The organism is Streptomyces sp. PU-14G (genome assembly GCF_041028275.1).
Taxonomy (GTDB): Bacteria; Actinomycetota; Actinomycetes; order Streptomycetales; family Streptomycetaceae; genus Streptomyces.
Window position 1 is genome coordinate 1 of record NZ_JASKYT010000580.1, and the last position, 2467, is coordinate 2467.

Annotated in this window: 2 protein-coding genes; both read left to right on the top strand. The window is 70.7% G+C overall.

Features of this window, described 5'->3' with window-relative positions; translation table 11 throughout:
- Positions 1–253 precede the first annotated feature (253 nt).
- Complete coding sequence (locus AB8Z75_RS33595) at positions 254–1528, top strand: Ig-like domain-containing protein (RefSeq protein ID WP_369208720.1); 1275 nt, start codon at positions 254–256, stop codon at positions 1526–1528.
- A 63-nt stretch (positions 1529–1591) separates the two neighbouring features.
- Entirely contained in the window at positions 1592–2383 is a 792-nt protein-coding gene (locus AB8Z75_RS33600; protein ID WP_369208722.1) for an enoyl-CoA hydratase/isomerase family protein, read from the top strand.
- Positions 2384–2467 lie beyond the last annotated feature (84 nt).

A 2467-nucleotide genomic window follows, 5' to 3' on the forward strand; every position in this document is an offset into this window, starting at 1 on the left:
GTTCCCCTCCGTGCCGCCCTCCGCCCCGGCCGCCCGGCCCGTGCCTCGGCTCGCTCCTCCTTCCGGCCTCCCCAAAACCGCGACCGAACGGTGACCCGCCCGGGGAAGTGGCGTGTCGCTCCGGTGTGGTTATCTAACTAGACGCGCGCACGCCGTCGTTCAGGAGCCGTCACGGCCCGACGGCCGCGCTGACGTGTTCGGGGGCGCACACGGGTGCGCGGAGCCGTGTGAGGACATGAGGGATGGGGCCGTCTTGGACCTGAAGAACCTGGCCAAGAGCAAGCTGACGTGGGAGTCGATCCGGGGGGACGGCCGCGCACAGGTCATCGGCGGTTCCGCCGTCGGCCTCGTGGTGCTGCTCGTCGTCCTGCTGCTGACGCTGACCACCTGCGGGGGCGGCGGCGGCTCAGGGGCCCGCGCCAAGGACAAGGACGACGGCGAGAAGGTGCCCAAGGGGCCGTCAGAAGCCGTGGTCGCCATCACGCCCAAGGACGGCGCCGACGAGGTCGAGACCTCCGGCGCGCTCAAGGTGACGGCCACCAAGGGCAAGCTGACGAAGGTGACCGTCAAGGACGGCAGGGACAACCGGGTCGCCGGGTCCCTCACCGAGGACGGCTCGGCCTGGAAGCCCGCCACCCACCTGGCCGCCGGGACGAAGTACACGGTCGACGCGGTGGCCGAGGACACCGCGGGACGCGCCTCGGCCAAGCACGCCTCGTTCACCACGTTCGTGCCGCAGAACACCTTCGTCGGCTACTTCACGCCCGAGAACGGCGACAAGGTCGGCGCGGGCATGCCGGTCTCCGTCAAGTTCAACCGTCCGGTGGCCGACCGGGAGGCGGTGGAGAAGGCGATATCCGTCACCGCGGACCCGAAGGTGGAGGTCGAGGGCCACTGGTTCGGCAACCAGCGCCTGGACTTCCGCCCCGAGGAGTACTGGAAGTCCGGCACGAAGGTCACCCTCGACCTCAACCTCAGCGGCGTGGAGGGCTCCGAGGGGGTCTACGGCACGCAGCGCAAGACGGTGAAGTTCACCGTCGGCAGGCAGCAGGTCAGCGTCGTGGACGCGGAGAAGAAGACCATGACGGTGACCAGGGACGGCAAGAAGATCAAGACCGTCCCGATCACCTCGGGCAGTCCGGCCCACCCCACCTACAACGGCAAGATGGTCATCAGCGAGAAGCACCCGGTCACCCGGATGAACGGGGAGACCGTGGGCTTCGGCGGCGAGTACGACATCAAGGACGTGCCGCACGCGATGCGCCTGAGCACCTCGGGCACCTTCATCCACGGGAACTACTGGACGCCCAAACCGCAGTTCGGCCAGGTCAACGCCAGCCACGGCTGCGTCGGCCTGTTCGATCTGCGCGGCGGTGGGGACAACGGATCGCCGGGCGCCTGGTTCTTCGAGAACTCGATGGTCGGCGATGTCGTCGAGGTCAAGAACTCCAAGGACGAGACCATCGCCCCGGACAACGGTCTCAACGGCTGGAACATGTCCTGGAACACGTGGACGGCGCCTCAGTAACCCGGCGGCGGGTGCGTCCGGCACCCTCCTCCCGGGCACGTAACGGCCGTTAACCTTCCCTCCATGACGATTGACGAATCCAGCGGCGCGACCGCACGCCTCGAGGTCGCCGACGGCGTCGGCACCATCCGGCTCGACCGGCCCAAGATGAACGCCCTCGACACCGCGACCCAGGACCTGCTGCGCGCACTCGCCGAGGAGGCGGCCCGCCGCGACGACGTGCGGGCCGTCGTGCTCTACGGCGGCGAGAAGGTGTTCGCCGCCGGAGCGGACATCAAGGAGATGCGGGAGATGGACCACGCCGCGATGGTCCTGCGCTCCCGCGGGTTGCAGGAGGCGTTCACCGCCGTCGCACGGATCCCGAAACCCGTCGCGGCGGCCGTCACCGGGTACGCGCTCGGCGGCGGCTGCGAGCTGGCGCTGTGCGCCGACGTACGGTTCGCGGGGGAGAGCGCCAAGCTGGGCCAGCCGGAGATCCTGCTCGGCCTCATTCCGGGCGCGGGCGGGACCCAGCGGCTCTCCCGGCTGGTCGGTCCCGCCAAGGCCAAGGACCTGATCTTCACCGGGCGGACGGTCGAGGCGGCCGAGGCCCACCGGATCGGCCTGGTCGACCACGTGGTGCCGGACGCGGAGGTCTACGAGCGCGCCCACGCCTGGGCGGCAAGGCTCGCGCGCGGCCCGGCGATGGCGCTGCGCGCCGCCAAGGAGTCGGTCGACTTCGGGCTCGAGGCCGACATCGAGACGGGGCTCGCGCTGGAACGCAACTGGTTCGCCGGGCTGTTCGCGACCGAGGACCGTGAGACCGGGATGCGCAGTTTCGTGGAGGAGGGCCCGGGCAAGGCGCGCTTCCGCTGAGCGCGGGCCGCCCGGAAGGTGCGGCGTCCGGCTCGGCGCCCCCCCGCGCGGTCTCGGCCGGGGGTGGGGTGGCCGGTGGTGGGG

Excerpts from the sequence above, each read along its gene's own strand:
- AB8Z75_RS33600 (WP_369208722.1), top strand. The coding sequence starts at position 1,592 with ATGACGATTGACGAATCCAGCGGCGCGACCGCACGCCTCGAGGTCGCC.